General features: G+C 63.1%; 28 protein-coding genes and 1 pseudogene. 16 read left to right on the top strand and 13 right to left on the bottom strand.

Annotated elements, in window-relative coordinates; genetic code table 11:
- The first annotated feature begins 49 nt into the window (after positions 1 to 49).
- Entirely contained in the window at positions 50 to 1,423 is a 1,374-nt protein-coding gene (locus JQ624_RS21010; protein WP_212420819.1) for a serine hydrolase, read from the top strand.
- Positions 1,424 to 1,474: 51 nt separating this feature from the next.
- On the opposite strand, the gene JQ624_RS21005 is transcribed toward JQ624_RS21010, so the two are convergent.
- Together JQ624_RS21005 and JQ624_RS21000 are read right to left on the bottom strand one after the other, a co-directional pair.
- Entirely contained in the window at positions 1,475 to 1,963 is a 489-nt protein-coding gene (locus JQ624_RS21005; protein ID WP_212420818.1) for a hypothetical protein, read from the bottom strand.
- A 102-nt stretch (positions 1,964 to 2,065) separates the two neighbouring features.
- Positions 2,066 to 3,067 carry a dienelactone hydrolase family protein gene (locus tag JQ624_RS21000; protein ID WP_212420817.1) on the bottom strand — a complete coding sequence of 334 codons (1,002 nt, stop codon included), beginning with the start codon at positions 3,065 to 3,067 and terminating at the stop codon, positions 2,066 to 2,068.
- A gap of 144 nt (positions 3,068 to 3,211) precedes the next feature.
- Here JQ624_RS21000 and JQ624_RS20995 point away from each other — a divergent pair, with 144 nt between their 5' ends.
- Positions 3,212 to 3,838 (top strand): DUF4919 domain-containing protein, encoded by a 627-nt coding sequence (locus JQ624_RS20995; protein WP_212420816.1) that lies wholly within the window; start codon positions 3,212 to 3,214, stop codon positions 3,836 to 3,838.
- Between the two features lie 47 nt (positions 3,839 to 3,885).
- Here JQ624_RS20995 and JQ624_RS20990 read toward each other — a convergent pair whose 3' ends face one another.
- Complete coding sequence (locus tag JQ624_RS20990; protein ID WP_212420815.1) at positions 3,886 to 4,299, bottom strand: DUF4260 domain-containing protein; 414 nt, start codon at positions 4,297 to 4,299, stop codon at positions 3,886 to 3,888.
- A 133-nt stretch (positions 4,300 to 4,432) separates the two neighbouring features.
- On the opposite strand from JQ624_RS20990, the gene JQ624_RS20985 reads away from it, so the two are divergent.
- Positions 4,433 to 5,965, top strand: a complete 1,533-nt coding sequence (locus JQ624_RS20985) for an acyl-CoA carboxylase subunit beta (protein ID WP_212420814.1) — start codon at positions 4,433 to 4,435, stop codon at positions 5,963 to 5,965.
- 129 nt (positions 5,966 to 6,094) lie between these two features.
- Here the strand turns inward: JQ624_RS20985 and JQ624_RS20980 are convergent, their stop codons facing one another.
- From JQ624_RS20980 to JQ624_RS20965, 4 genes and pseudogenes are all read right to left on the bottom strand, one after another.
- On the bottom strand, positions 6,095 to 6,553 hold the full coding sequence (locus JQ624_RS20980; RefSeq protein ID WP_212420813.1) for a glyoxalase/bleomycin resistance/extradiol dioxygenase family protein: 459 nt from the start codon (positions 6,551 to 6,553) through the stop codon (positions 6,095 to 6,097).
- Between the two features lie 238 nt (positions 6,554 to 6,791).
- Positions 6,792 to 7,445: a glutathione S-transferase family protein gene (locus JQ624_RS20975; RefSeq protein ID WP_212420812.1), complete on the bottom strand. Its 654-nt coding sequence runs from the start codon at positions 7,443 to 7,445 to the stop codon at positions 6,792 to 6,794.
- 113 nt (positions 7,446 to 7,558) lie between these two features.
- Positions 7,559 to 7,651 (bottom strand): annotated as a pseudogene (locus tag JQ624_RS20970) (glutathione S-transferase family protein); the annotation flags it as partial.
- 339 nt (positions 7,652 to 7,990) lie between these two features.
- On the bottom strand, positions 7,991 to 8,206 hold the full coding sequence (locus JQ624_RS20965) for a hypothetical protein (protein ID WP_212420811.1): 216 nt from the start codon (positions 8,204 to 8,206) through the stop codon (positions 7,991 to 7,993).
- Between the two features lie 239 nt (positions 8,207 to 8,445).
- On the opposite strand from JQ624_RS20965, the gene JQ624_RS20960 reads away from it, so the two are divergent.
- The 7 genes from JQ624_RS20960 to JQ624_RS20930 all read left to right on the top strand — a co-directional run bounded on the left by JQ624_RS20960 (position 8,446) and on the right by JQ624_RS20930 (position 14,300).
- Complete coding sequence (locus tag JQ624_RS20960) at positions 8,446 to 8,943, top strand: hypothetical protein (RefSeq protein WP_212420810.1); 498 nt, start codon at positions 8,446 to 8,448, stop codon at positions 8,941 to 8,943.
- A 60-nt stretch (positions 8,944 to 9,003) separates the two neighbouring features.
- Positions 9,004 to 10,245, top strand: coding sequence for a cell division protein FtsZ (gene ftsZ, locus JQ624_RS20955; RefSeq protein WP_249129963.1), 1,242 nt, complete (start codon positions 9,004 to 9,006; stop codon positions 10,243 to 10,245).
- 199 nt (positions 10,246 to 10,444) lie between these two features.
- Entirely contained in the window at positions 10,445 to 11,290 is an 846-nt protein-coding gene (locus JQ624_RS20950; RefSeq protein ID WP_212420808.1) for a hypothetical protein, read from the top strand.
- A gap of 203 nt (positions 11,291 to 11,493) precedes the next feature.
- A complete protein-coding gene (locus JQ624_RS20945; protein ID WP_212420807.1) occupies positions 11,494 to 12,225 on the top strand; it encodes a protein-L-isoaspartate(D-aspartate) O-methyltransferase in 732 nt (243 codons plus the stop codon).
- Between the two features lie 207 nt (positions 12,226 to 12,432).
- A complete protein-coding gene (locus JQ624_RS20940; protein WP_212420907.1) occupies positions 12,433 to 12,783 on the top strand; it encodes a hypothetical protein in 351 nt (116 codons plus the stop codon).
- Positions 12,784 to 13,010: 227 nt separating this feature from the next.
- Positions 13,011 to 13,526 carry a hypothetical protein gene (locus JQ624_RS20935; RefSeq protein WP_212420806.1) on the top strand — a complete coding sequence of 172 codons (516 nt, stop codon included), beginning with the start codon at positions 13,011 to 13,013 and terminating at the stop codon, positions 13,524 to 13,526.
- Between the two features lie 153 nt (positions 13,527 to 13,679).
- On the top strand, positions 13,680 to 14,300 hold the full coding sequence (locus tag JQ624_RS20930) for a glutathione S-transferase family protein (RefSeq protein ID WP_212420805.1): 621 nt from the start codon (positions 13,680 to 13,682) through the stop codon (positions 14,298 to 14,300).
- A 30-nt stretch (positions 14,301 to 14,330) separates the two neighbouring features.
- Here the strand turns inward: JQ624_RS20930 and JQ624_RS20925 are convergent, their stop codons facing one another.
- Complete coding sequence (locus JQ624_RS20925) at positions 14,331 to 15,578, bottom strand: glycerophosphodiester phosphodiesterase family protein (RefSeq protein WP_212420804.1); 1,248 nt, start codon at positions 15,576 to 15,578, stop codon at positions 14,331 to 14,333.
- A 120-nt stretch (positions 15,579 to 15,698) separates the two neighbouring features.
- Here JQ624_RS20925 and JQ624_RS20920 point away from each other — a divergent pair, with 120 nt between their 5' ends.
- Positions 15,699 to 16,016 carry a hypothetical protein gene (locus JQ624_RS20920; RefSeq protein WP_212420803.1) on the top strand — a complete coding sequence of 106 codons (318 nt, stop codon included), beginning with the start codon at positions 15,699 to 15,701 and terminating at the stop codon, positions 16,014 to 16,016.
- 202 nt (positions 16,017 to 16,218) lie between these two features.
- Complete coding sequence (locus tag JQ624_RS20915) at positions 16,219 to 16,569, top strand: twin-arginine translocation signal domain-containing protein (RefSeq protein WP_212420802.1); 351 nt, start codon at positions 16,219 to 16,221, stop codon at positions 16,567 to 16,569.
- 90 nt (positions 16,570 to 16,659) lie between these two features.
- Here the strand turns inward: JQ624_RS20915 and JQ624_RS39730 are convergent, their stop codons facing one another.
- From JQ624_RS39730 to JQ624_RS20905, 3 genes are all read right to left on the bottom strand, one after another.
- Entirely contained in the window at positions 16,660 to 16,905 is a 246-nt protein-coding gene (locus JQ624_RS39730) for a GCG_CRPN prefix-to-repeats domain-containing protein (RefSeq protein ID WP_409334353.1), read from the bottom strand.
- Between the two features lie 234 nt (positions 16,906 to 17,139).
- A complete protein-coding gene (locus JQ624_RS20910; protein WP_212420801.1) occupies positions 17,140 to 17,649 on the bottom strand; it encodes a hypothetical protein in 510 nt (169 codons plus the stop codon).
- Between the two features lie 68 nt (positions 17,650 to 17,717).
- Positions 17,718 to 18,416: a helix-turn-helix transcriptional regulator gene (locus JQ624_RS20905; RefSeq protein WP_212420800.1), complete on the bottom strand. Its 699-nt coding sequence runs from the start codon at positions 18,414 to 18,416 to the stop codon at positions 17,718 to 17,720.
- Positions 18,417 to 18,589: 173 nt separating this feature from the next.
- Here JQ624_RS20905 and JQ624_RS20900 point away from each other — a divergent pair, with 173 nt between their 5' ends.
- Both JQ624_RS20900 and JQ624_RS20895 read left to right on the top strand, forming a co-directional pair.
- Positions 18,590 to 18,898: an NIPSNAP family protein gene (locus JQ624_RS20900; RefSeq protein ID WP_212420799.1), complete on the top strand. Its 309-nt coding sequence runs from the start codon at positions 18,590 to 18,592 to the stop codon at positions 18,896 to 18,898.
- 68 nt (positions 18,899 to 18,966) lie between these two features.
- Complete coding sequence (locus JQ624_RS20895; protein WP_212420798.1) at positions 18,967 to 19,779, top strand: oxaloacetate decarboxylase; 813 nt, start codon at positions 18,967 to 18,969, stop codon at positions 19,777 to 19,779.
- Between the two features lie 71 nt (positions 19,780 to 19,850).
- Here the strand turns inward: JQ624_RS20895 and JQ624_RS20890 are convergent, their stop codons facing one another.
- Positions 19,851 to 20,285 (bottom strand): hypothetical protein, encoded by a 435-nt coding sequence (locus JQ624_RS20890; protein ID WP_212420797.1) that lies wholly within the window; start codon positions 20,283 to 20,285, stop codon positions 19,851 to 19,853.
- Between the two features lie 135 nt (positions 20,286 to 20,420).
- Here JQ624_RS20890 and JQ624_RS20885 point away from each other — a divergent pair, with 135 nt between their 5' ends.
- Complete coding sequence (locus tag JQ624_RS20885) at positions 20,421 to 21,059, top strand: trimeric intracellular cation channel family protein (RefSeq protein WP_212420796.1); 639 nt, start codon at positions 20,421 to 20,423, stop codon at positions 21,057 to 21,059.
- 146 nt (positions 21,060 to 21,205) lie between these two features.
- Here the strand turns inward: JQ624_RS20885 and JQ624_RS20880 are convergent, their stop codons facing one another.
- The gene (locus JQ624_RS20880; RefSeq protein WP_212420795.1) at positions 21,206 to 22,498 is read right to left on the bottom strand and encodes a cytochrome c; all 1,293 of its coding nucleotides are present in this window, start codon (positions 22,496 to 22,498) and stop codon (positions 21,206 to 21,208) included.
- Positions 22,499 to 22,752: 254 nt separating this feature from the next.
- Between JQ624_RS20880 and JQ624_RS20875 the strand changes: the two genes are divergently transcribed.
- Complete coding sequence (locus tag JQ624_RS20875) at positions 22,753 to 26,259, top strand: indolepyruvate ferredoxin oxidoreductase family protein (RefSeq protein WP_212420794.1); 3,507 nt, start codon at positions 22,753 to 22,755, stop codon at positions 26,257 to 26,259.
- Positions 26,260 to 26,321 lie beyond the last annotated feature (62 nt).

Raw genomic sequence — 26,321 nt, 5'->3', positions numbered from 1 at the left:
GCGCGGGAGCGAGTTGCACTAGCATGCCCTGACCACCACGGGGCTGTGCATGCCGCATCGTCGCTCGGTATTGCTGGGAGGCTTGGCGCTTTCGCTTCGGCCAGCCTGGGGCTGGGCCCAGACCTCACCGGAGCAGGATGTTGCCGCCATCCTCAAGGAGAGGGTGGATGTCGGGCGTGAAACGCTGGGCGTCGTTGCGGCTTTCCTCGACAGTGACAGGCGCAGCGTCACGGCCTATGGGCAAGCCGATTCGGCGAACAATCGCCCGCTCGATGGTGACACGGTTTTCGAGATCGGCTCGATCACCAAGGTGTTCACGGCGCTGTTGTTTGCCGACATGGTGCTGCGGGGCGAGGTGGCGCCGGACGATCCCGCGGCCAAGTTCTTGCCTGGCAGCGTCAGGATGCCCGAGTTCGAAGGCGCGCCGATTACCCTGCTTGATCTTGCGACCTACACATCGGGCCTGCCGCGGATGCCGTCCAATTTCGCGCCGAAGGATCCGAAGAATCCCTACGTGGATTACACGGCCGAGCGGCTCTACGACTACCTGTCGAACCACAAGCTCGGCTTCAAGCCGGGCAAGCATTACGAATATGCCAATCTGGGCTTCGGCCTGCTCGGTCATATCCTCGAGCTGCGCGCCGGCAGGAGCTATGAGGAACTCGTCGTCTCGCGGATTTGCGCGCCGCTCGGAATGGACGACACGCGCATCACGCTTTCCAGTTCGATGCAGCAGCGTCTGGCGCGCGGCCACAACATGGGTCTTGCCCCCGTCGCGAACTGGGATTTTTCGGTGCTCGCCGGCGCCGGCGCGCTTCGTTCGACGGCGAACGACCTGCTCAAGTTTCTCCAGATGTGCCTGGAGCCCAAGGATGGGCCTGTGGCCGCCGCGCAGAAGTTGGCGCTTGCCGAGCGCCGTCCAAGGGCCGATCAGCGCGATGTGGCTTCGGGCTGGTTTGTCGCTTCGCGGTTCGGCGACGAACTGGTCTGGAAGGATGGCGGCACCGCCGGCTATGCCACGTTCATCGGCTATTCGACAAAGACGCGGCGAAACTGCATTCTCCTCTCCAATGCCGCCGACTATGGCCCCAATACCTTGCTGGGAACACATCTGGTGAACGCGGCATACCCGCCCCCAAAACTTCGCCGCGAGGTGGCGGTCGATCCGGCGGTGCTCGCAACCTATGCCGGCCGCTACGAAATATCGCCGACCTTTATCCTGACGGTACGCCCCGATGGCGGGCGCCTGTACATTCAGGCGACGGCGCAGGCTGAGTTCGAAGTCTATGCCGAGAGCGAGACCGAGTTTTTCTATCGCGTGGTCAACGCCCAGGTCAGCTTCGACCGGCCCGAAGGCGGCGTGGCGCCGTCGCTGACGCTGCATCAGAACGGCAAGCATATGCCGGGCAAACGGCTGCCGTAGACTGGATCGCCGTGCGCCGGATCGTGGCGCAGCGTCGCCTTGCCGATCCCGCTAACGCCGGTTCAGCGCCAACGAAACGGACGTAACGTTGGTGCCCTGAGGCTGGATGGACACCATCTGGCGGCCGCCGCGCGTCGTTAGCGACAGGTTGGCCGAGAAGCTGTCGCCTCTTGCTGCGGCCTCGACGTGATCGCCGGCGGCGCGCCCGGAAAGGGTACCGGAAGCGTTGCGGCTTGCTTCGGTCCATGAACCCCTGATCGCGCCGCCGCGGTATTCAACCTCGCTTGCGAGATCGAATTTGTAGCTCGCGCTCGCGCATGTCAGATTGAGCCGAAGCTGGTCGCCGGCGCCGTCGACGTCGTACGCCGCGCGGCAGCGCAATTGCTCCTGCTGGCCGTCGGTGGTGCTGAGCACGCCGCCACCCGACCATGTGCCCGCCATGGCGATGAAAGGCGAGGCAGGTGCGGCCAGCGCCGCGCCGCCGGCCAGCGATAGCGATGCGAGCAGCAGCGCCGTCCGTGTGAGATTGGATCCAGGCATCTTGATGGCCTCCATTTCGGTATGGCCATCAACGCCGGAATCGCCTGCGGGTTCATCGGTTCCACCGCCGCCCGGCTCGTGCGGCGGGTTCCGTTGCCGCCGCTACCCCAGCTTGAGCAACGCCTGCAGGAATTCGCTCACCGCCTTGCGCGCTTCCTGCGCGGTCGCCGGATTGCCGCCGACATGCGGATTGAGCGCGATGCAGGCGTCCTTGTAGGTGAAGGGGGCCTTCGTATCGTCGTTCATCAACACGCCGGCTTCGCCTTCCCTAAGGCGGCAATTCCGCGCCGACTGGGCATTGGTCGAAACGTTGACCGTGCTGAGGCCGAGCAGGCCGGCATCGAAGCCATGTGCGGAATCCGGATATTCCGTCAGCACCGCATCGCGCCTGGCTTCCTGCAGGCGGGCGAGATAGGCCTTGCAAGTTGCGACGGGGTTGTAGTCGTCGGGCGTGCCATGAAAGATCCGGATCGGACGCGCCACGGTCTCGGCGTCGCTGGCATAGCTGGTCGAGCAATCCGGATAGAACGGAATGTAGGCGGCGAACTGCGCGCCGGACTTGTTCCACAGCTTGTGGAAGCGTTCGAGGCTGGCGTAGAGCGTGGCCTGTCCGCCGCGCGAAAATCCCATCAGCACGATGCGATCAGGGTCGACGCGCGGGTGCTTGGCGAGGATTTCCAGCGAGCGGTAGATGTCGACGATGAAATTGAGCCGGCCGAGCAGGGCCTGGTTGGGGCCGACCGCCGTCAGCCCGCGGCCGCTGAAGCCGTCGATGACGAAGGTCGAAATCCCCATCGCATTGAAATGGCGCACCCACGGATCCATGCCGGCTCCGACGCCGCTCGACCCATGCATCAGCACCACGACGGGAAGTTTTCCGCTTCCTTGCGCGATGCGGAATTCGCCGGCGACGGTGACCTGCTTGCCGTTGGCGTCGCCGGTGAGGAATTGCTGGTCGGAAATCGTCAGCGACGGGATCGCGTAGATTTCGGTGCGCGCGGCGACGTCTTTCGGCATCGATTGCGCTGATGTTTCGATGCAGGTGACCAACAATCCCGTGCAGAAAACCGCGGCCGCAGCCGCCACGCGCCAATTCGTCAGCATCCGTTTCCCCCAGTGTTTTATTTATGGCCGCAACTAGATCAAGCAGGGGGTAGGCTGTCAATTTGCGCCGGCAATGCGCCGGTGCGTCACGCCTTGCGGGAGCCCCGGAAACCGGGGAGTATCGATACAGCTTGGAGGAAACGCATGGCCATCATTTCACGGGCCGCAGGCGTCGTCTTGCTCCTGGTCGGACTGGCCCTGCCGTCGGGTAACGCGCGCGCGGCCGAGCCGTCCTACGACGACTACGTCGCGGGCAAGATCGAGATCGACTACACGGCGTTTCGTCTTGCTTATGCCGCCAGCTCAAAATACGCGCCTTACGGCGTCGTCGAGATCCTGAGCAAGCTGAAGAAGGCCTACGACGCCGGCGATTGCCCATCAGCGATGGCGCACGCGAAGGAGGTGTTTGAGGTCAACTTCGTCCACATGGAAGCCCACAAGATTGCGGCCTTCTGCCTGAAGAAGGCGGGTAACGAGGAGGAGGCGCGGCGGGAGTATGCGATGTTCCTGGGGCTGTTCAGTTCCGTGCTCAAGTCGGGCGACGGAAAGAGCCCGGATACCGCCTTGGTCGTCATCGCAGTCGACGAAGAGTACAGTGTGTTGGAGACCGCGTCGCTGACGCCGGTCAAGCAGGCACGGGTGAACCATGGGGGATCCGCCTTCGACCGGTTCGAGGTCAAGTTGCCAGATTCAGACCAAACCGTAACGCTCTTTTTCAACGTCGACCGCCCGCACGCGCAATTGGCGCGAACGTTACAGGAGAAGCGGTAGACGATCGCGCGACGCTGCGTTCAGCTCACCCCAAGCGTACCGCCGGCCTAACCCTTGGTCGACGGCTTCCCGATCCGCCCCAGATGGGTGAAGCCAAAACCGCTGGCGTATTTCAGGCCGTAGCCGAGTGCGCGGTCGAAGCCGATATGGGCCAGCCAGATCATGGCGATCGAGAGAATAAGCGGCGAGGCGGTGGCGAATCCGCCGGTCATCATCGCGACGGGCGCCAGATAGCTGTGCACGGCGTTGTAGACGAGCGCGCCGAAACGCGGTCCCGACAGGTAGGCCGCAAAGCTGAGGTCGGGCACGAAGAACAGCAGGGCGTAAACCCGCCAGTCGCCGTCCCAGATATAATAAAGCAGCGTCATACCGATAAAGAGCGCTAATCCTTCCAGCCGGAGCACCATTCGCGGGCCTCCGGTAACGGCGCCCGACGCCTCGGCGCTTGTAGTATCGGTCATTCCGTTCCCCTGATCAGGAAGGGCATATAGGGCGTGCCGGATGGCGGTACCAGAGGCCGGAAGGGGCGTTTCCGGATCGGAAAATGCCGTGTTAGAAGGCCCTTAAATCGACCTACAGACGGGCGGAAGCAGCATGAAGGATATCCTGGACACCCTCGAAGAACGGCGCGCCGGCGCCAAGCTCGGCGGCGGCGAAAAGCGCATCGAGGCGCAGCACGCCCGCGGAAAATTGACCGCGCGGGAGCGCATCGAGCTGCTGCTCGACAAGGGCTCGTTCGAGGAATTCGACATGTTCGTCGAGCACCGTTCGACCGAATTCGGCATGGAGAAGTCAAAAGTGCCGGGCGACGGCGTCGTCACCGGCTGGGGCACGGTCAACGGCCGCAAGACGTTTGTCTTCGCCAAGGATTTCACCGTGTTCGGCGGCTCGCTGTCCGAGACCCATGCGCTGAAGATCACCAAACTGCAGGACATGGCGATGAAGGCGAGGGCGCCGATCATCGGCCTCTATGACGCCGGCGGCGCGCGCATCCAGGAGGGCGTGGCGGCGCTCGCGGGCTATTCCTACGTGTTCCGCCGCAACGTCATCGCCTCGGGCGTGATCCCGCAGATCTCCGTCATCATGGGCCCGTGCGCCGGCGGCGACGTCTATTCGCCCGCCATGACCGACTTCATCTTCATGGTGAAGAACACCTCTTACATGTTCGTCACCGGCCCCGACGTGGTGAAGACCGTCACCAACGAGGTGGTCACGGCCGAAGAACTCGGCGGCGCCTCGGTGCACGCGACGCGCTCCTCGATCGCGGATGGCGCCTTCGAGAACGACGTCGAGACGCTCTTGCAGATGCGCCGGCTGATCGACTTCCTGCCGTCCAACAACACCGACGGCGTGCCGGAATGGCCGAGCTTTGACGACATCGAGCGCGTGGACATGTCGCTCGATACGCTGATTCCCGACAATCCGAACAAGCCCTATGACATGAAGGAGCTGATCAGCAAGGTCGTGGACGAGGGCGACTTCTTCGAAATCTCGGAAACCTTTGCCCGAAACATCGTCACCGGCTTCGGCCGCATCGCCGGCCGCACGGTTGGCTTCGTCGCCAACCAGCCGATGGTGCTGGCGGGCGTGCTCGACTCCGATGCTTCCCGGAAAGCCGCGCGCTTCGTCCGCTTCTGCGACGCCTTCAACATCCCGATCGTGACCTTTGTCGACGTGCCGGGTTTCCTGCCGGGCACCGCCCAGGAATATGGCGGCCTGATCAAGCACGGCGCGAAACTGCTGTTCGCCTACTCGCAATGCACGGTGCCGCTCGTCACCGTCATCACCCGCAAAGCCTATGGCGGCGCCTTCGACGTCATGGCGTCCAAGGAAATCGGTGCCGACATGAACTACGCTTGGCCGACCGCGCAGATCGCGGTGATGGGCGCCAAGGGCGCGGTGGAAATCATCTTCCGCAGCGACATGAACGATCCCGATGCGATCGCCAAGCGCACCAAGGAATACGAAGACCGGTTTTTATCGCCGTTCATAGCCGCGGAGCGCGGCTACATCGACGACGTCATCATGCCGCATTCGACAAGGAAGCGGATCGCGCGGGCATTGGCGATGCTGAAAGACAAGAAGGTCGAGATGCCGGCGAAGAAGCACGACAATTTGCCGTTGTAAGCTTCGTAGGGTGGGTTAGCCGAAGGCGTAACCCACCGGCCGAACCGACCGCATGTCGAGACTTCGGTGGGTTACGCTGCGCTAACCCACCCTACGAATCTGAGCCTCACTCTGCCGTAACTCGGTGCGCTAAGCTGCCTTCTGCTTCTTAAAGGCTTCCTCCGCGCGCTTCTTCAGTTCCGCCGGTGACACGTCTTCGATGTGGGTGCCGAAGAACCAGCTGTTGCCGGCGGCATCCTTCACGCCGCCGCTGCGATCGCCATAGAATTGATCCGCTGGCTCCATGACCGAGGTGGCGCCGGCCTTGAGCGCCCGCTGATAGGCGGCATCGACGTCGGGCACGTAGAGATACAGCATGACGGGCATGGCCTTGGCGTGCTCGGAGGCGTCGGAGATCATCACCATCGAATCTCCGATTCTAAGCGTCGCGTGCATTACCGTGCCGTCCGGCCGCAAGGTCGGCTCATGGTCATGCTGGGCGCCCAGCGCCTGTTCCATAAAGCTGATCGTCTTTTTCGCGCCCTCGACGATGAGGTAAGGTGTCACGGTGTGAAACCCTTTCGGGATCGGTTTTACTTTCGCAGCCATGGCGTTCTCCTGTGGCGTTGAACGAACCGAAAATAACGCGGAGCGGCCAAATCGGTTTGCCGCAGCCGGGCGCAAAATGAGCCGCGCGAAAATGTGATGGCTCTGGGCCGACGATCTGCGGCAAGGGTTCCCGCATGTGTCTGCACGCCGACACGCATTAAATTCGGACACTAATGGCCCGCCCTACGGGCTGAACGAAAAACTCGGATGACGACTTCGGGTCCGGGACGGACCTCAATCAGCCGGTCGGTGGCTTGCCGGTGTTAACCGCCAATTGAGCGTCGAAAGCCCGCTTGTAGGCGGGCCGCGCTTCGCCGCGGGCGACATAGGCGGCAAGGTTCGGATATCCGTCCAGGATGCCCGATGGTTTCAACCTGAGCAGCACCGACACCATCATCAGGTCGCCCGCGCTGAACCCGCCATCGAGCCAGTCGGCGCCGGCAAGGCGAGCGGAAAGTTGCTTCAACCGGTCGCGGACACGATCCTCGACCAGAGGCAGGCGCTCCTTGCTCCAGGGCTTGTCGCCCTCCAGAACCCTGGCGGTTGCGAGTTCAAGGATCGGCGGCTCCACCGTGTTGAGCGCGGCAAACATCCATGTGATCGCGCGCGCCCGCGCATCGGCATCATCAGGCAGCAGGCCCGCATGGCGCTCGGCGATGTGGAACACGATCGACCCTGTCTCGAACAGGGCGAGATCGCCTTCCTCGTAGGTCGGAATCTGGCCGAAAGGATGAAGCGCCAGATGCGCAGGCTCCTTCATCGCACGAAACGAAACAAGGCGAACCTCGTAGGGCTGGCCCGCTTCTTCGAGCGCCCAGCGAACGCGCGTATCACGCGCCAGTCCCCTGCCGCCATCGGGTGACCGCTCAAAGGCAGTAATGGTGATGGTCATCGTGAGACTCCTCATGTCCGGTTTGTCCGCATCGCAGCGCGCAGGCCGAGTGAGCAAAGCGTACCCTGCCATCTTCTTGTGATGGGTTACGGCTGCGCCTGACCCGCCTTACCGTCTGCCAGCGCCCAACGCACACGCAGGTCGCGCACATAGCCCCGCGGCGTCTCGGGAACCCAATCGAAGGTGGTCAGCGTCAAGTCGGCCATTCGGCATCTCCATGTCCTGGTTCAAAGCAAAGGACGGATGAAGGGCGCGCGTTCCGACATCAGTGACAAGTTTCTTGTCACCGCAGTAGCGTGTAGGATGGGTGGAGCGAAGCGATACCCATCATTGCCCGCATGCCTAGAGCATGCTTCAACTAAGTTGAATCATGGTCGGCGGTCATCTTCTTGTTTGAGCGTGATCTCCGCGCAAACGCGTTCCGCGTTTGTCGCGAGGGAAAACCGGTGCCCACTTTTCCGGTTCATGCATCTAGCTGATGGGTATCGCTTCGCTCCACCCATCCTACGAGGCTAACGGCTTCCGCCTGCGACCGCCGATGCCGTTCACTCCTCATCGTCCCTTATGCGTTGCTCGCCGTCGCGCAGGCGCTGCGCGATTGCCGTTCGCCTTGGGATCAGCGCGGCTTCATCCGCGAGCCGCTGCGCGAGGTCGGAGTGATATTGTTGCACGACGTCGAGCACGGCGTCCTTGGCAAGCCTTCGATGATACTCGGCAAGGAATCTGTGCAGGTCAGCGAGCTGTTCGTCGTCCATGGCCATCGCGCCCTCAGCCGCAATCTTAAAAAATATACCGCAACCTGTTGATCCCGCGCCAGCTTTCGACGCGCTTAATCGCCTTCCCGGAGAGCGGAGCCAGACGGTCAACGCTGCCGCGGCGCGGTCCAATCGGCGGCCTTCGGCCCGCCCGTTAACCATCTGTTAACCATGCCGGCCTAGCCTCTGATCATTGCCTGTGATCACTAGCGGATTACCGCCGGTTCGTTCGAGGAGAACAGCCGATGTCCGTTGAAATTCTGACCTATCACGCCCTCGGCGCCCGCCTGAACATTTCGCCAGTGGCCGCCCGTTCGCTTGCCAGGCGGCTCCGCTTGCCGCGCTCGCTGTCGGAGGATGGCAAGGCCCTGGTGAGCGTCGATCTCGCTGAAATAAGGCATACGCCCCAGCCGTCGGCGCGTCGCCAGGCAGGCGACGTCGCTCAGTGGACGACAATGGTCGCGGCATTGCACGTGGAGATCGCGCAGCTTGAAGCAAGCGTAGCCGGCCACCGCGCCGATTTCGAGCACGAACGCGAGCGCGCCGATCGCCTGATGGCCGAACTGCTGCAGGCGACTGCCGAGGCCACGGCCGCCAGGGAGGCGGCGGCGCGGCTTGAGGGGGAGGTGGCAGTCCTGCGGATCCGTGCCCGCACTGATAGCTCGATCGACCAGACGGAACGCCGGCTGGGACAGCTCGCCGCGACCCTGGTGGAATCAGACCGCAAGGCTGCACGTGGGTAGCTATCTCTGTCTTCTCTTTCCGCCGCCTGGCGGAGCAATCGTGGGGCAACGATGACTGGCATGACCGATATCCACGAGTTGAAGGCGCGCATTATTGTGTGCGGGGTCGGCGGCGCCGGCGGCAATGCCGTCAACAACATGATCGAGGCGGGGCTCGAAGGCGTCGACTTCATCGTCGCCAATACCGATGCACAGGCGCTCACCAGTTCGAAGGCCAAACGCGTCATCCAGATGGGCAGGCAGGTGACCGGCGGCCTTGGCGCCGGCGCGCAGCCGGACGTTGGGCGCGCGGCAGCGGAAGAGGCCATCGAGGCGGTCCGCGATCAACTGGCCGGCGCGCACATGGTGTTCGTTACCGCCGGCATGGGCGGCGGCACCGGCACGGGCGCAGCACCCATTATCGCCAGGACCGCGCGTGAACTCGGCATTCTCACCATCGGTGTCGTCACCAAGCCGTTCCAGTTCGAGGGCCAGCGCCGCATGCGCTATGCCGAAGCCGGCATCGCGGAACTGCTGAAGGAGGTGGACACCCTCTTGATCATCCCGAACCAGAACCTGTTCCGGGTCGCCAACGAGAAGACCACCTTCGCCGATGCCTTCGCCATGGCCGATCAGGTGCTTTATTCGGGCGTGGCCTGCATCAGCGACCTCATCGTCAAGGAAGGTTTGATCAATCTCGATTTTGCCGACGTTCTCTCGGTCATGCGCGAGAAGGGCAAGGCCATGATGGGCAGGGGCGAGGCTTCCGGCGACAAGCGTGTGCTCAACGCCGCCATTGCTGCGATTTCCAATCCATTGATCGAGGATCCCTCGATCAAGCGCGCCAGCGGCCTGATCGTCTCCATCACCGGCGGCAGGGACCTGACGCTGTTCGAGGTCGACGAGGCTGCGACCCGCATCCGCGACGAGGCCGATCCGGACGCCAACATCATCGTCGGCGCGACCTTCGATGCAAGCCTCGAAGGCGTCGTCCGCGTCTCGGTCGTGGCGACCGGCATCGATAATCTCGGCTCGACGCGCGAGAGGCCGCCGGCGGAAAGCTCACTGACGGACCTCGCCGGCCGGCTCAGCAACGACAGGCGCCGCATCACTGAGCGGATCGAGCATAGTGTAGCGCCGCCGCAATTCGCGCGTCCGCCATCGCTCCTCCCGACGGCGCGACCGGCAAGGCCGATCGCGGAACATGCGCGGCCGGCGGCGCCGCAGCGCCTCGATCCGTTCGGCCGCGCCGCTCCCGTACGCAACCCGGTCGAGGAAAAGGTTTTAGACATCCCGGTCTTCCTGAGCCGCAAGGCCAACTGAGCCGTCGTCAGAACCAGGGCGACTCGCTTCCAGGTGTTGCGGGTCCAGTCTTCTCCCAGGCGATGCCGGAAGCGCTATGCCCAAAATCAGCCCTATACTTTCCATCCTCCAGCCTTGCTTTGGTCAAAACGGCGGTAGGGAGTGTCTACAATCCGACGATCGCCCGTTCAGTTGACGGCAAACTGGGAGGAGGGCACCCATGGATTCCCCGGCGAACACCAGGCAAACTGATCCACACGTTAATCCCGCACTGTCCACGCAAGAGATCGAGCTGGTCGCGCGCGCCGATGAGCGGCTCGCGCATGCTTATGAGCAGATCGTTCGCGCGGATGAAGAACTCGCACGGTTCAATGAACAGATTTCCAGGCTGGAGAAGAAGCCCGCGAACAGGCTTCGTCGGCCATCGCGAGGCAGGCCGGCACTACGCGGCTTGATCGGCCTGCTGCTGACAGCGGGCATCTGTACCGCTGCTTTCGCCTGGCAGTCCTATGGCGAGACGGTCAGGCCGATGATCTCCCGGTGGGCACCGCAACTGGCTTCGTCGACGCCGTCGGCAACACCGGAACTCGCCGCCCAGCAGAGCCTGCCTGCCGTGCAAGTGGCCGCGGCGGATGCAGCAGTTTCGCAATTATCATCTCCGGCTCAGACCGTGCCGCAAGAGGCGGTAGCCGTCGCGATCCCACCCGAGGTGACACAGTCGCTCCAAACGATGGCGCGCGATCTCGCAAACGTGCAGCAGGAGATCGAGCAGCTAAAGGCCAGCCGGGATGAACTGGCCCGCGAAAATGCCAGGACCGCCGAGCAGCTCAGGGCGAGCCAGGAACAAATCGCGCGCGTGATCTCCAGCGCCTCCGAGCAGAACCTGCGGCCCAGGACATCTGCGGCGACATCTGCGGCGACATCAACGGCGGCATCAAGGGCGACATCAGCCAATCCGCCGCGGCCGGTTGCCAATCCTGCACGTAAGCCCGTGTCAACGCTTCCGCCGACGCAAGCCAGGGCGCAAGCGCGTGCGCCAGTGCAGTTGCAGCCCCGACAACAGTAGTTTTCATAAGCACCGCCGTCCCCCGATGGCTGTGTTCACTTTCTTGCGGGGAGAGGGGACAAACCGGCACTTGGAAGAGGGCAGAGCATGTCCACTCTGCCCAAGTTAACTAGACAACCTGTTCCATCGAGGTGATAGCATCGTATACTTCCATCCGGCATAGCGGACGATGCTTTCGATTTTTTATAGCCGAGCGCATGGTCATGAAGATCTTGCTGCCACTCGTGCTGTCCATGGTTACCTTCGCGCGGGAAGCCGCCGCACAGGATGCTGAATGCGCCGGCGAGCGCGCCGCCATGGTCGAAACCATCAGGGCCTACGCCCGTTCCGGCGCCGGTGTTGTGGGACAGCAGGGCATCTCGGAGAGAGTTCTTGAGGCCATGGGGCGAACGAAACGCCATCTGTTCATCCCTGAGCGGTCTTGCTCCATCGCATATGCGGACATGCCGGTTTCGATCGGCCGCGGCCAGACCATATCGCAGCCGTTCATCGTGGCCTTGATGACAGAGTTGGCCGGGGTCGCGCCCGATCATGTCGTGCTCGAAGTCGGCACGGGTTCGGGCTATCAGGCCGCCATCCTTGCGCACCTGGCGCGGAAGGTCTGCACCATCGAGATTATTCCGGCCTTGGCCGAGACTGCCGCGAAAGCACTCAGAGACCTCGCGTATGACAATGTGAGCGTCAGGCTGGGCGACGGCTATGCTGGCTGGCCCGAATGCGGTCCTTTTGACGCCATCGTCGTGACCGCCGCGCTCGGGGAGGTACCGCCGCCGCTGATTGAGCAGCTCAAAGTGGGTGGCCGGCTCGTCATGCCGGTGGGGTCCGCTTACACCACGCAGCAGCTCACGGTCGTGGAAAAAATCGCCCCTGACAAGACGACGACGCGCGCCGTCGCTCTCGTGCGCTTTGTGCCCTTCACGCGTTCACGAAATTAGGAGCCAGCCTGCTTGAGGAGAGGTGGAAACGCCCAGATGACTGGCGTTGCGCAGTACAGAGTGCGTTAGCCAACGGGTCGCGCGAATGCGCGCCCGATGATAAACTCCGCATAACCCACCGCCAGGCCCTCGCGGGTCGAGACTCCGGTGGGTTACACTGCGCTAACCCATCTTGCGAAACTGACCCATTGGTGCTCGATCTTGAATCTGACGGCTGAAGACGACCCGAGCGACGAGATTTCACTCATCGAGGAGCGGCTCGAGGAGCTTGCCGAAGTCTCGGAGCGATGCCGGAAGGTCATTCTGGTTTCCAAGGCGGCCATCGTCGGCGGCGTCGCATTGCTGCTGGTCATGCTGCTCGGCCTGTTCGGCTCCAGTCAGGTCGCCGCCCTCGGGTCGATCGCCGCGGTGCTGGGCGGCATCGTGTCGCTCGGATCGAACGTCAGTACGTTGCGGCAGACGACGGACGCCATCAGCGCCGCCGAGGCGCTCCGTTCGGATCTGATCAGCAGGATCGATCTCCGGGTGGTTGGTGATGCACCAATGAAATTGATTTGACATGCGCGCCTCGTGTAGGCACGCGCGGCCAAAGCCGAAGCTATGTTCGCCGGAGAATTTCGGGCCGGCTGACGAAATGGCTAGCTCTTCTGGCGCTTCTTGAGCTGGGCAGCCGCGCTGCAACACTTGTTGATCAATGCTGAAAGTCTTTGTCCTTGCTCACGTGTTCCGCGAGGCATAGCTTGCTCGGTTGCAATTGGTTCTCTGCGCAATCAAAGGAGAGAGCGATGGCAATTTCTCACACACTTGTCGGATTGTCTTCGATCGTTTTCCTTCTGACGGCTACCAGTGTTCAGGCTCAGAGCGTGCCGCCGGAAGGACCGGTCTCCGTCACATTTACTGCGACGCCAATCCCGCCTCCCAAGCCGATGCCGGTTGGCGGCGGTAGAGAGTTCGACCTGCTGAACCAGGCCATGACGGCAACGAACGACGAGGGAAATCCAGTGCTCAATAACATGGGTGGGCGCTGCCAGTTTAGCCGGCTCAGAGATGCGTCGGCGAAGACCGCCGAACTCCACGGGTTCTGTACTTATGTCGATAAGGATGGCGATCAAACATTCGAGCAATGCGATTTCCTGCCGGGGCAACCCAACAAGTGCAAGATAATTGGCGGGACCGGAAAATTCGAAGGCCTCCAGGCCGAACTCGTCATTACCGTCGAGCCGCTAAAGAGCAATTTCGAAGGGATTAGTCAGGTCGTTGGCCACAAGAAGGGCACGTACAAGCTGGCAAGAACCAACTGATACACTCAGCCGACGCCGCGCGACGTGCCAGGCAAACCTGGAAATTTGGACTTCGGGTGCGGAGTGAGGGGAGCGTGCGGTTGCGTTTGACGGGGCGCGGCAATGTCCATCGTTGGCTTGAAGCCCAGAACACAGCGGCCACAGGGGGAAGTTATGCTCAGGATCTATGGAGCGCCTCACTCCCGCGCGTTTCGAGTGATCTGGCTGGCAAACGAGCTCGGAATTCCTTACGAACATATTCCGGTAACGTTCGATCCGCCGAATGCTCAATGCAAGGAATCCTGGTACATCGCGCTCAATCCAAATGGGCGCGTGCCGAGTATTGACGACGATGGATTCGTGATGTGGGAATCGGCAGCGATCAACCTCTACCTCGCGGAGAAGTATAAGAACTCGCTCTACCCATCGACCCCGCAAGGCCGGGGCCGAGTTCTCCAATGGACGTTCTTTGTCGCGAACGACATTGAACCGGCCATGATCACGCTGTTTCGGAACCGGGTCTACTTTCCGCCGGAGCAGCGGAGCGCGAGCCTGGCTGATGAGGCTGAACGCACGCTGCGGACCAAGCTTGCCATTCTTGAGCAGCAACTCGTGAAAACCGCGTTCTTCGGCGGCGAACAGTGGGACATGGCCGACTTTATGGTTGCGTGTGTGCTCTATGTTCTCACGCGGTTGAAGCTGGACTTGACGGCCTACCCAAAATTGGACGTTTGGCTGGCTTCGAGCGTCAGCAGACCTGCAGCCCAAGCCGCACGCAAACTGCGTGAGAACTGAGATCCTGCTTCCGTCTGCCTGCGAAGCCCCTCACTTCATCCCCGTGCAGCTCGCATAAAACGTCGTCGTCGCCGGCCAGTCCGAGAACATGCCGCGCACGCCAACCTGTTTGGCGAGCACGTCCAGCACCGTCAGCGTATCGCCGTCGCGATCAACCGCTGATTTGATCGATTTGTGATAGAAGCCGCCGCCCTTGTGCAGCGGGCCGTCGCGCTCCAGCGACCAGCCGATCAGGTCGAGGCCGGCGGCCTTCGCGGCCTTGGCGTATTCGGACGGCACGATCTCGCGCTTGTCGTTCAGCGTCAGCATGGTCCAGATCGGCGGTCCGAGGATGGCTATGCCTTGCGCCTTCAATTCTGCCATCGAAGGTTTCCAGGTTTCGGGCTTGCCGGGATCGAGACCCTGCTTCTCGTAGCGCTCTTCGAGATAGACCGCCTGCCTGGCAAACTCCGGCTCGGTCTTCACCCAATAGAGGACGTCGGCGAGATTGAAACTCTGGGCGAACACATCGCCCGGGGGAATGCCGGCTTTCTTGTAGGCGTCCAGCATTTGCGAAGCGTATTTCTCCTGGCTGTAGTCGCCGCCGAACGGCATCGCGACTTCGGGCGCCTTCAGCTCCGGCGTGAATTTGGCGCCCAGGCTCTTGATCAGCGCGATGCTCTCGTCATGCGTCATCAGCGTGCCGGAATTGGCATAGAGATCGGTGCGCCAGCGCGGCGTGCCGTTCTGGTATTCTTCCGGCGTCTTCGCATCGGCATTGAAGCCATCCATCTTGGCGGAAAGCCGCCGGAATTCGGCGAGCGTAATATCGCTGGTGCAGCATTTTGCCGACGCCTTCTTGCCGGTTGCCGGGTCGGCGGGGCTGAAGGCCTGCGAGCATTTTGCGGCAAGCTCCGGCACCGTCAAAATGTTGGTCGTGGTGTGCAGGTCGCATTGCGAGTGCCGGCAGACCAGTTCGCGGTCTTTGGTAAAGGTCACGTCGCATTCGATGATGCCGGCGCCCATGCGGGCGGCCGCCACATAGGATTCGCGGGTATGTTCGGGGAATTCGAGTGCCGCGCCGCGATGGCCAATGGAAAAGTCGGTCTTGCGAAACGGCCCGGTGCATTGGCTGAGCTGTTGCTTCAGCGGCCCGTCCTTCATCTTGTCGACCAGATAAAACGGCCGCGGCCCGATCTGCGGCTCGCGCGGCAACATGATGTCGTCGGCAAGGGCGGGAACGGCCGTTGCCAACAGCCAGAGGGCTGCGGCAAGGGCGGAGCGATGGCGGATGGGCATGGGTGGCACCTCGGATAACGCGTTGCGCGCGGTCTTGATATCACGGAGCATGTGACAGTTGCGTGTGGCAGGCAACCGGTACCATGCGCCGAACAAAAACAATGCTCAGGAGGAAATCCGATGCCCGCAGCCGTCTTCGTCGTCCGCGCCACCGTGTCCGATCCCGCCAAACGTCAGGCGTTCGACACCTGGTATTCGCGCGAACATCTGCCGGATGCCATGAAATCGTTCGGGGCCGTGAAGGCATGGCGCTATTGGAGCGTCACCGAACCCTCGCTGCACCAGGCGATGTATCAATTCCCTGACAAAACCGCGCTCGATCGCGCGATCGAGGGACCGGAGCTGAAGCGCCTGGTCGCCGATTTCAACCGCGACTGGCCGGATGTGACGCGGACGCGGGATGTGCTGGTGCTTGCCGAGGAGTTGGTCACGGCTTGAGATGCAGGCCGCGCCGCCCGTCACGCACGCGCGATGCAAAAATACCGCAGCAGCGATAAATGTTCCGCTGCGCGCAACAGCACGCGAAAAAATTCTGGATCGACTCGATTGGCAGCAAACCTGAACGCTCAATTCACCGCGCGTTCATCTCGGCACCTCGAAACTCTCTTTCTCGCACCCAGCAGACGGAGGAGGAGATGTGATGGAACGCCGCCACTTTCTGAAACTCGCCTTTGGATTTGCCGCGGGCGGTATCGCGCTTGCAGCGAGCGCGCAGGCCGCGCCGCTGATGCCGGCGCCGCTCGCCGACGACGCCAAACTGCCCGTCAATCCTGATGCCCAACCCGCCGTCACTTCGGGCGAGGAGGTCGATCGCCTCACGCCGGAAGAAGTGCGCTGGGGCCGCGGCCGTCATCGCGGCTGGGGCCGCCGGCACTGGGGCTGGCGTCGCCGGCACTGGGGTTGGCGCCGCCACCGTTGGCGTCGCAGGCATTGGGGCTGGCATCGCCGCCGTCGTTGGCGCCGCCGCTACTGGCGCCGTCGTTACTGGTGAGGCGTCGCCAGAGATTGTTTGGAATAAAAAAAGCCCCGCGCGAGCGGGGCTTTGTCGTGCATTGGAAATATTTGTCGTGCATTGGAAATATCAGTAAGCGCGGCAGCGTCCATAGCGCCACACGGTGCCGTAAGGACACACGCGGCCGGGCCGCACCACGACGACCGGAGGGGCCACGACGATAGGGGCTGGACGAACCACAACGGCCCGGCGATTGGGCTGGCAACCACCATAGGGGCCACGATGCCAGCCGGGGCCGCATCCGCCCGCGGCTTCCGCCGCGCTGAAGCTGGCAACGGTGCCCAGGGCCAAAACTGCTGCGAAAAGGTACTTCATGCTTTCTCCCGTTCTCGGCCGCAAGGCGGCACGGTTCGGAACCTAGTCACGAACAGCTGAATGGAACATGAATGTCGTGATTTGTCGTGGGCCTAGCCAGGGCCAAAATCCGAGCACCAGTTCGCTGTCCCTGGCCGGTACTTCCAGAAAGACGAGATGGCAGGGGCGTAATGATGCCGACGCCAGGCGTCGTGAAGGCCGCGCAGCTTCATTTGTTGCAGAGATCGGGCCGTATCATTCGGCCTTCAGCGCGGCTTTGAAATCGCCGCCGGTGTCCGTCGTGTGGAGATGCTTCAACTGGCCGCGGTCGTCGATCAGGTAATAATGGTTGCCGTTGATGCCTTGCTCGTTGCGCTTGCCGCGAAACATGATGAGGCGGCTGTCGGCCCGGCTGATCACGGGCTCGAAATCATCAGGCACTTCGCCCCAGCTGGAGACGGTGAAGAACTGGGTGATCCGTCCCGAGCGGACGTCGAGGAATGTCGGTGCCTGGCATTCCGAACCACAGGGCAGGATGACGACGATGTAGCGCCCGCCGGCGTTCACCTTGTTGTCTTCCATCGCCCCACGGTAGGTTTCGCTGCGATCGCGCCAGAACTCGTGGTCGAGGCGCGGTTTTGCGCGCTTGCCGGTGTAGACCTTCACCGTGTGGTCGCCGAATTTTGGCGGAGCTTCTGCGCGGACGGGCAGGGCGTAGCACGCGAACAGCAGCGCGGCGGCAATGATTTGAAGCGGACGGCTCACGGATTTCCCGGCGAAGCGCAGATGTCGCTTGGTCTGCGCGCGCGCCTGAAAAGTTCAAAACGCGGGCGTTACTCCGGCACGTTGCCGAACAGCGCCGCGAAGCGTTTTTCGCCGGTGCGGGTGAAGTTGACAACGCGGCTGCCCGGCGCGGGATCGCGCGCCGCCCAGTTCAATTCGGTGAAGCGGCTCATCACCGCGGCGCCGAGTGTGCCGGCGAGGTGGTGCCGCCGTTCGCTCCAGTCGAGGCAGGCCTTGCAGACCGGCCTTCGCGGATGCGCCAGCGCCTCCGTGTCGATCTGCAGCGCCTCAGCCATGAAGCGCTTGCCTTCGCCGGTGAGTTCGATCGCCTGTTTTGTTTGCCGGACCAGCCGCTGCGTGCGTAGGCTGTCGAGCATCTGCACGCCGAGATCGCCGGCCAGATGGTCGTAGCAGATCCGCGCCCGGCGCAGCGCCGGCTCCTTCGGTCCCGTGCGCACGCGGGTGTGGCCGGCGCGCTCCGCCAGGCCCGCAAGGCCTTCGAGCACATGGGCGACGTCGGGGCCGGTGAGACGGTAGTAGCGGTGACGGCCCTGTTTTTCCGGCTCGATCAGGCCGCCGGCTTCGAGTTTCGCCAGATGCGAACTCGCGGTCTGCGGCGTGATGCCGGCCTGGTGCGCCAGCTCGCTCGCGGTCAGCGCGCGGCCGGTCATCAGCGCGGTCAGCATGTTGGAGCGCGCGGGATCGCCGACGAGTGAGGCGACCATGGCGATGTCGGGGCCTGCTTTCATAGTTCGATGATAGCCGAAGCATCGACGTCGATCAAGCGGGTATGCTCTGCTCTCAGAAATCAGCTCCGTCATTGCGAGCGAAGCGAAGCAATCCATCCCGCCACAAGCGGAGGAATGGATTGCTTCGTCGCTTCGCTCCTCGCAATGATGGTTACAACGACCGGAGCCCCGCCATGACCATCACCGTTTTCATCCGCTACCAGCTCGATCCGTTCAAGCGCGCTCTGTTCGAGCAATATTCCAAGAACTGGCTCACCATCATCCCGAAATGCGGCGGCGACCTGCTCGGTTACTGGATGCCGCATGAGGGCACCAACAACATCGCCTTTGCGCTGATCTCGTTCGAGAGTCTGGCGGACTATGAAAGCTACCGGGAGCGGCTGCGGGCGGACAGCGAAGGCATGGCCAATTTCAATTTCGCCGAGGAGAACAGGTTCATCCTCGCCGAGGAGCGGACGTTCCTGCGCAAGGTCGTGGCGTGAGGCGTCTGGCAGAACGGGCGTTGCATTCCTATCTACGCGGCGCCAACAAATATTGAGGGGAGCGACCCATGCTGACACCTGCTGACAAGCGCGCCGCATTCAGGAAATTGCACGAGAGCGGATGCTTCATCATCCCCAATCCCTTCGATGTCGGCAGCGCGGTAGCCTTGCAGCATCTCGGCTTCAAGGCGCTGGCTTCCACCAGCGCGGGCTTTGCCTGGACGCTTGGCAAGGCCGACAACCGCGTTACCGTCGACGACGTCTGCGATCATCTGGCCGCGATCTGCGCGGCGGTCGACATCCCCGTCAATGCCGACTTCGAGGACGGCTTTGCCCACGAGCCGGACAAGGTCGGCGTCAATGTCGCGCGCGCCGTGAAGACCGGCGTTGCCGGCCTTTCGATCGAGGATTTTACCGGCGACAACGCAAATCCGCTGTTCGATCGCGCGCTCGCCATCGACCGCATCAGGGCGGCGCGCAAGGCGATCGATGCCGACAATAGCGGCGTCATGCTCACCGGCCGCTGCGAGGCGTTCCTGCGCGGGCAGAAGGATCTGAAGCTCGTGATCGACCGGCTCACCGCCTATGCCGAAGCCGGCGCCGATTGCCTCTATGCGCCCGGCATCGCTGCGCCTGAAGAGATTTCGGCGGTCGTGAAGGCGGTCGCGCCAAAACCCGTCAATCTGCTGGTCGGCGCATCCGGCCCGTCGCTGAAGATTGCAGGCGATCTCGGCGTCCGCCGCGTCAGCGTCGGCGGCGCGCTGGCTCGGATGGCGTGGGCCGGCTTCATGAGGGCATCGAAGGAGATGGCGGAGCAGGGCACGTTCACCGAATTCGCCAACGGCTATCCCGGCGGCGAACTCAACAAGATGTTTGGCTAGCCACAAATTATTCGGCCACAAAAAAGCAGCGGGCCGATCGGCCCGCTGCGCGTCGTTTCAGATGATGATTGTTACTGCTTGCTGGCCGGCGCGTTGTCGGCCGGCGGCGTGGTCGCCTTGTTCATGTCCGTGCTCGGAGCCGGAGATGTGGCCGGCGGCCGTGCCGCACCCGTGGTCGTGCCCGGCTGGTTGTTGCTGCGGGGCGTTACGTCACGCATGCCCGGAGGCGCCGCGGGGTTGGCCGGCTGCGTCTGTGCGGTCTGGTTGGCCGGCGAGGTGCCTGCCTGGTTCACGGTCGTATTGTTGAGGCCATAGAACAGGGCGCCCAGCACCACCGCGATGGCAACGGCGAACATGGCGACCTTGGCGCCGCTGGGAGAGCCTTCGGCGAGCGGGGAATCGGCCTGCAACTCATTGTCCAGACTGTTGAGGCGGGCCTGGTGGCGGATTTCTTCATCGCTCAGGCCGGCGCGGTAGGGATCGTTCGGATTGGGTTGGTATGCCATGAATAGGTTCCTCCGTTAGCATCCCGCGGTTAACCGGCAAGACAATGGTTGGCGTGAGCGGATGTTCCGCGCCAATGTTGCAACCCCGTGATGTTGGAACCGGTGATTCCCCGGGTTCCCAATGTGAGGTTGCCCATGTGGAGCCTGCCACCGAGCGATACCGTGCTGCATTTGCTGTCCTATGTGGCGCTGACCGCGCAGGCGATGACCGCCGCGCTCGCGGCGGGCCGCCGCAGCATGGACTGGGCCGGCGTATGCATGCTCGGCTGTATTACGGCGCTCGGCGGCGGCACCATCCGTGACGTGTTGCTCGGGCACTATCCGCTGGTCTGGGTGCAGAACCCGTCCTATCTCGCGCTGACGGCGGTCGCGGCCTTCGTCACCATCCTGGTCGCGCGGCATGTGCACCGGCTCAACACGGCGTTTCTGGTGCTGGATGCGATCGGGCTCGTGGTCTTCACCATGGCCGGCTGCGATGTCGCCTGGCAGATGAACGCCTCGCTGCCGATCGTGATCGTGGCGGGCATGATCACCGGCTGCGCCGGTGGCGTGCTGCGCGACATTCTCTGCAACGATGTGCCGCTGCTGTTTCGCGCCGAACTCTACGCCAGCGTCTCCGTCGTGACCGGACTGTTCTATGCCACCGCGTTCGGGCTCAACCTCAATGACCAGCTATGGACCGCGCTGACATTTGCGCTGGGTCTCACGCTGCGCCTGCTGGCGATCCGCTACAAATGGGAAATGCCGAAATTCGTGTTCAACGGCGAGCGGTAAGCTGCGCGCAGTACCACTAATCCTCATCCTGAGGAGCGCGCAGCGCGTCTCGAAAGATGTAGGCCCGCCTGTGGCCTCATGGTTCTCCCGGCGATACGAAGCATCGTCCGGAGACGTGCGTCCGCGCTCCGCACCATGAGGGTTTGCTACTTCGCTCGCCGCGCCTTTGCGACCTGATCTGCCGTCACCAGCGGCGCCGCATTGCCCCAGGCATTGCGGATGTAGTTCGTCACGTCGGCAATCTCCTGGTCGGTCATCTTCGCGGCGTAGGCCGGCATCGATCCCTTGTTGGGCGCGCGCGGCGTCGTTAAGGTCTGCGCACCGTCGAGGATGATGCGCAGCGTGCTCGAGGCGTCGGCGGATTGCAGGTTGGCGTTGCCGGGCAGCGGCGGGTAGATCCGCGGCGCGCCTGAGCCGTCGGCTTCGTGGCAGGCGATGCAGGCGCCATTGTAGAGCTTTTCGCCCGCGGCCATTTGCGAAGGTTGTGGCGGGGTGACCTTCGGCTCCGGCGCGCCGGCCGGCAGGTCTTTCAAATAAACCGCGATGGCTCTGACATCCCCATCGCTCATGACAGAGGTCGAATTGACCACGACCTCCGACATCAATTCGCCGGCATGGCTCCTGGCGTTGCGGCCGCTCTGCAGATATTCGGTGATGTCTTCCACGCTCCAGGATTTCAGGCCGCCGCGCTCAGCGCCGTCCAGCCGCGGCGCGAACATGCCCGCGACCCGCCCGCCACCGTAAGCCTGGCCCCGTCTGTCGGCGCCAAACATGTTCTTCGGCGTATGGCAGGCGCCGCAATGCGCGACGCCCTCGACCAGATAGCGGCCGCGATTCCACTCCGCGCTCTTCTGCTGGTCCGGCATCAGAATGCCGGGCTTGAAGAACAGCCAGTTCCAGCCGCGCATCACGACACGATAATTGAACGGCCAGCGCAGTTCGGGCGCACGCGGCGCATGGCTCATCGGTGTCAGCGTCGCCAGATAGGCGCGAATGGCAAAAATGTCCTGGCGCGTCAGCCTGGTGAAGTTCGGATAGGGGAAGGCCGGGTAATAGCGCGAGCCGTCGCGGGCAACGCCGAACCGTAACGCGCGGTAGAACTCGTCATCGCTCCACGCACCCAAGCCGGTCTCGCGGTCCGGCGTCAGATTGGGCGAATAGATGCCGCCGAACGGGGTATCGATCCGCTTGCCCCCGGCGAACGGTTTTGCGGGATCGGCGGTATGGCAGCTTGCGCAGTCGCCGGCGTCGGCCAGCGCCTTGCCGCGCGCGATGTCTTCGGCGGTCGGTTGGACGGTCGGCTCGACCTTGGACTGGGCATGGCCTTCGCTGACCGCGAAGACTTCGCTGACCGCGAAGACTTCGCCGACCGCGAACGCAGTGCACAAAAGCACGCGAGCGAGAATCGTCCGCTTTGTCCGGCGTGGTCCCTGCACCATCTGGCCTCCTGGGGCGTTATAGCGCGAAAGCGGACAGAGGAGGGATGTCATGCCGTTTCGCGCCGAGGCTCCCGGACGACACAAACCGAAAAGCGGCGCCGTTATTCCCGGCACGAAGTTGCGATCTTTGAAAGCGCGGCTTCGGGGGCGAGATTTGTAGTGCGTGGGCAAGAAAATCCGACATAGACTGGTTCTAACAAGCTCAGATGACTAGCTAAAAAACAGTCATCCCGGTCAAGGCTCAAGAGGGTGCAATGGGAATCAACCAGGGTCCGATCAGTCTCGATCAGAAATACACCCAGGGTACGGGGCACATCTTCCTGACCGGCATCCAGGCGCTGGTCCGCCTGCCGATGGCGCAGATCCGCCGCGACCGCGCTGCAGGGCTGAACACCGCAGGCTTCATTTCCGGCTATCGCGGGTCTCCCTTGGGCGGTTATGACCAGCAGCTCTTCGCAGCGCGAAAACACCTCGAACAATACAACATCAAGTTCCAGCCCGGCGTGAACGAGGACCTCGCGGCGACCGCGATCTGGGGCTCGCAGCAGCTCAACCTCTCGCCCGGCGCCAAATATGATGGCGTGGTCGGCATCTGGTACGGCAAGGGTCCCGGCGTCGACCGCTGCGGCGACGTCTTCAGGCACGGCAATACCGCGGGCTCAGCCAAAAATGGCGGCGTGCTCGTCCTTGCAGGCGACGACCACGGCGCAAAGTCTTCGACCGTCCCGCATCAGTCGGACCACGCCTTCATCTCCGCGTTGATGCCTTACCTCTATCCCTCCAGCATCCATGAAATGATCGAGATGGGCCTGCTGGGTATCGCGATGTCGCGCTATTCCGGCTGCTGGGTCGGCATGAAGGTGATCACCGAGACGGTGGAGACAACCGCCGAGATCGATCTCACCGACGAGATGACGCCGTTCGCGATCCCGACCGATTTCGAGATGCCTCCGGGCGGCCTCAACCTGCGCTGGCCCGACGATCGCTATGCGCAGGATTTGCGCCTGCAGGACTACAAGGGCTATGCGGCGATCGCCTTTGCCCGCGCCAACAAGATCAACCGCGTCACCATGGATTCGCCGAACGCCCGCTATGGCATCATGGCGTCAGGCAAGAGCTATGAGGACATCCGCCAGGCGCTGCGCGAGCTCGGGATTACCGAGGAGGTCGCCGCCAAGATCGGCTTGCGGCTTTACAAGATCGGCATGCCCTGGCCGCTGGAGCCGGAAGGCGTGCGCAACTTCGCCGTCGGCCTCGAAGAGATCTTCATCGTCGAGGAGCGCCGCGAGATCGTCGAAAATCAAGTCAAGCAGGAGTTGTTCAACTGGCGCGACGACGTCCGCCCGCGCATCGTCGGCAAGATGGACGATCACGACAAGCGCTTCCTGACCTTTGCCGCCGAGCTTTCCGTCGCCTCGCTGGCAAGCTCGCTGACCGAGCGGCTGCTTCGACTTAATCTCAATCCCGAAATCGCCGCGATGCTGCGCGCCAAGGCCGACTGGTTCAATGGCCGGCAGGCGACCCAGATGCAGGCGGTCGCACCCGTCACCCGCACCCCGTATTTCTGCTCCGGCTGTCCGCACAACACCTCGACCAAGGTGCCCGAGGGCAGCCGCGCCTTTGCCGGCATCGGCTGTCACTTCATGGCGCTGTGGATGGACCGCTCGACCGAGACCTACACCCACATGGGAGGCGAGGGTGTGCCGTGGGTCGGCGTCGCCCCCTTCACCAAGGAAGAGCACGTATTCGCCAATCTCGGCGACGGCACCTACTTCCACTCCGGCAGCCTCGCGATCCGCCAGGCGATCGCCTCCGGCGCCAACATCACCTACAAGATCCTCTACAACGACGCGACCGCGATGACCGGCGGCCAGCATGTCGACGGCGAATTGTCGCCGCAACAGATCACCTTCCAGCTTCACGCCGAAGGCATCCGCAATATCTATCTCGTCTCTGAAAATCCCGGCGCCTATCCGGCGTCCGAGATTGCGCCCGGTGTCAAGACCGCGCATCGCGACGACCTCGACGCGGTCCAGAGGACCTGCCGCACGCTGAAGGGCACCTCGGCGATCGTGTTCGTGCAGACCTGCGCCGCCGAAAAGCGCCGCCGCCGCAAGCGTGGCCTGATGGAAGACCCGGCGCGCCGCGTCATGATCAATCCGGCGGTGTGCGAAGGCTGCGGCGATTGCTCGGTGCAGTCGAACTGCATTTCGGTCGAGCCCTTGGAAACCGAGATGGGCCGCAAGCGCACCATCAACCAGTCGACCTGCAACAAGGACTATTCCTGCATCAAGGGTTTTTGCCCGTCCTTCGTCACCATCGATGGCGGCAAGCCGCGCCGCCGCGCGCCGGCCAGCCTTGGTGACACAAGCCTCGGCGATATCGGCGATCTGCCGGAGCCGGCCTCATTCCCCTCGCTGGCGCGGCCCTACAACATCGCGGTCGGCGGCGTCGGCGGCACCGGCGTGCTCACGATCGGTGCGCTGCTCGGCATGGCCGCGCACATCGAAGGCAAGGCCAGCATGATCCTCGACATGTCCGGCCTCGCGCAAAAAGGTGGTGCGGTGCTCAGCCATGTCCGGCTCTCCGAGCACACCGCCGACGTCACCTGTTCGCGCATCGTCACCGGCACGGCGGACCTTGTGCTCGCAGCCGATGAAGTCGTGGCGGTATCGAAGGATATGGTGACGCTGTGCGAGTCCACCCGCACGGTGGGCATCATCAACAGCCACGTCATCCCGACCGCGGATTTCATCCTCAACCGCGACTTCAATTTCCAGAGCCGAAAGCTTAACTCGGTGCTGGAGACCGAGCTGCGCAAGGATTCTTCCTTCTTCGATTTCACCAAGCCGGCCGAAGCGTTGCTCGGCGATTCCATTGCCACCAACATCATGATGCTGGGCTACGCCTATCAGAAGGGCCTGCTGCCGCTGTCGGCGAAGGCCATACTGCAGGCGATCGAGGTCAACGGCGTTTCGATCAAGATGAACACGCAGGCCTTCCAGCTCGGCCGTCTCGCCGCCGCCGATCCGGCGCGGCTCGAGGCGATGATGAAGGGCCAGGACGAGGTTGTTGCGCCGAAGACCTTGGATGCGATGTCGCTGGACGAGATCATCGCCCATCGCAGCGCGCACCTCACCGACTACCAAAATGCCGCGCTCGCCGAGCGCTATCGGGGCCTCGTGAAGCGCGTGCGCGATGCGGCTACCGATGGCGGCTATGGCGACGCGTTGCCGCGGGCGGTTGCGATCAACTACGCAAAGCTGCTTGCGTATAAGGACGAATACGAAGTCGCGCGGCTGTTCACCGACGGCCGTTTCGAAAAGCAGCTCCGCGATCAGTTCGAAGGCGACTTCAAGTTCAACTTCAACCTGGCACCTCCGATCCTCGGCGGCGGCAAGGATGCACTCGGACGGCCGAAGAAGCGCGCGTTCGGCGCCTGGATGATGCCGGTGTTCCGGACCTTGGCGAAACTGCGCTTCCTGCGCGGCACGCCGTTCGACATCTTCGGCCGCAGCGCCGACCGCAAGCTCGAACGCGATCTGATCGTGGCTTACGAAAAGGACGTCGCCACCGTGCTCGGCCTGCTGTCGCCGGTCACGCACGACATCGCCGTCGAAATCCTGTCACTGCCCGACCGCATCCGCGGCTACGGCCCGGTGAAGGAAAAGGCGGTGCAGGACGCCAAGGCCCGCCACGCCCAACTCACCGCCGATCTAGCCAACCCGCCACCCGCGCCGCGGCAGATCGCGGCGGAGTAGGGCACCGTAGGGTGGGCAAAGGCGCAAAGCGCCGTGCGCACCATCTCTCGACGGTCGCTGTC

Source organism: Bradyrhizobium sp. AUGA SZCCT0283 (genome assembly GCF_018130385.1).
Lineage (GTDB): Bacteria > Pseudomonadota > Alphaproteobacteria > Rhizobiales > Xanthobacteraceae > Bradyrhizobium.
This window is presented reverse-complemented; position numbering and strand designations above follow the sequence as displayed.